Raw genomic sequence first — 1,515 nt, 5'->3', positions numbered from 1 at the left:
GACCTCGACCGCGGATCTTGAGACCGGTCCGCGCGCACCGTCCAGACACCCCGCGCGACCGGCGATGCCCACACCAGCACCAACGCCCGCACATGCACCTGTGCCCGCACCTGCGCGGGCCGGGGCGTCACCGCCGAGGCCACCCGCCCGCACCTTTCCGGAGGAACCATGGGCCGCCCCACCCGACCACGCATTCTCACCCTCGCGCTCACCGCGGCGATGACCGTCACGAGCGCCTCCGCCGCATACGCACACACCCCCGCGACCCCGACACACAGCACGACCCCGACACACCGCACCACGACGCAGGCCACGTCGACCAACGCGCTGAACGTATCAGGGACCGTACCCGTCCTGTCGCTGCTCGCTCTGCTCGGCCGGCAGATCGGCGGCGCGCGCCACACCTCCTTCCCCCCGCCGACCGACGCGCCGAACCGCGACCGGCGCGTGTGCACGGCCGTAGCGCAGTCCCGCGCCTCCTGCCACGCGATCGTCCTGACCGACGCCGGCGCCGGTACCGACCCGGCCGGCTACGGCCCCGCCGACCTGCGCAGCGCCTACAGCCTGCCGTCGACCACCAGCGGCTACGGCCAGACGGTCGCGCTCGTCGACGCCTACAACGACCCGACCGCGGAATCCGACCTGGCCGTCTACCGCTCGACCTACGGCCTGCCGCCGTGCACCACCGGCAACGGATGCTTCAGGAAGGTCGACCAGTACGGCGGCACCCGCTACCCGGCGCTCGACACCGGCTGGGCACAGGAGATCTCCCTCGACCTGGACATGGTCTCCGCGATCTGCCCGAACTGCCACATCCTGCTGGTGGAGGCCGCCGACAACACCTTCGCGAACCTCGGCGCGGCGCAGAACGAAGCGGCGGCACTGCACGCCAACGCCATCAGCGACAGCTGGGGCGGACGCGACAGCTCGGACAACACCTACGGCCGGTACTTCAACCACCCCGGCATCGCACAGACCGCCAGCAGCGGCGACAGCGGCTACGGCGTGATCTACCCGGCCTCCTCCCGGTACGTCACCGCGGTCGGCGGCACCAGCCTGCGCCGCACCGCGACGGGATGGACCCAGACGGCGTGGAGCGGCGCCGGCTCGGGCTGCTCGGCGTACAACACCGCCCTGCCGGGACAGGCGGGCGCCGCGACCGGCTGCCCGCGCCGCGCCGTGGCCGACGTCTCAGCGGTCGCCGACCCCTACACCGGCGTCGCCGTCTACGACTCGACCCCGTCCGGCGGCCTGTCCGGATGGCTGGTCTTCGGCGGCACCAGCGTCTCAGCCCCCATCATCGCCTCCGTCTACGCGCTGGCGGGCAACGCCGCGAGCATCAACAACAGCTACCCGTACGCGCACACCGCGTACCTGACCGACATCACCGTCGGCAGCAACGGCTTCTGCCCGGTTTACCAACTGTGCCACGCCCGCCCCGGCTGGGACGGGCCGACCGGCCTGGGCACGCCCCGCGGCGTGGGCGCCTTCTAACCGCAGCCCAACCCCTGGCGC

Annotated in this window: 1 protein-coding gene; it reads left to right on the top strand. The window is 72.7% G+C overall.

What is annotated here, in order from left to right; genetic code table 11:
• Positions 1-168: 168 nt before the first annotated feature.
• Positions 169-1,494, top strand: a complete 1,326-nt coding sequence (locus KGA66_RS28985; RefSeq protein ID WP_211472786.1) for a S53 family peptidase — start codon at positions 169-171, stop codon at positions 1,492-1,494.
• The last annotated feature ends 21 nt before the right edge of the window (positions 1,495-1,515 follow it).

The sequence above is a fragment of the Actinocrinis puniceicyclus genome, from assembly GCF_018283645.1.
GTDB classification, from domain to species: domain Bacteria; phylum Actinomycetota; class Actinomycetes; order Streptomycetales; family Catenulisporaceae; genus Actinocrinis; species Actinocrinis puniceicyclus.
Note: the sequence above shows the minus strand (reverse complement) of the source record. Positions and strands in the feature narration are given on the sequence as shown.

What these genes read in the sequence shown, in the direction of transcription:
- KGA66_RS28985 (WP_211472786.1), top strand. Translation starts at nt 169, where the DNA reads ATGGGCCGCCCCACCCGACCACGCATTCTCACCCTCGCGCTCACCGCG.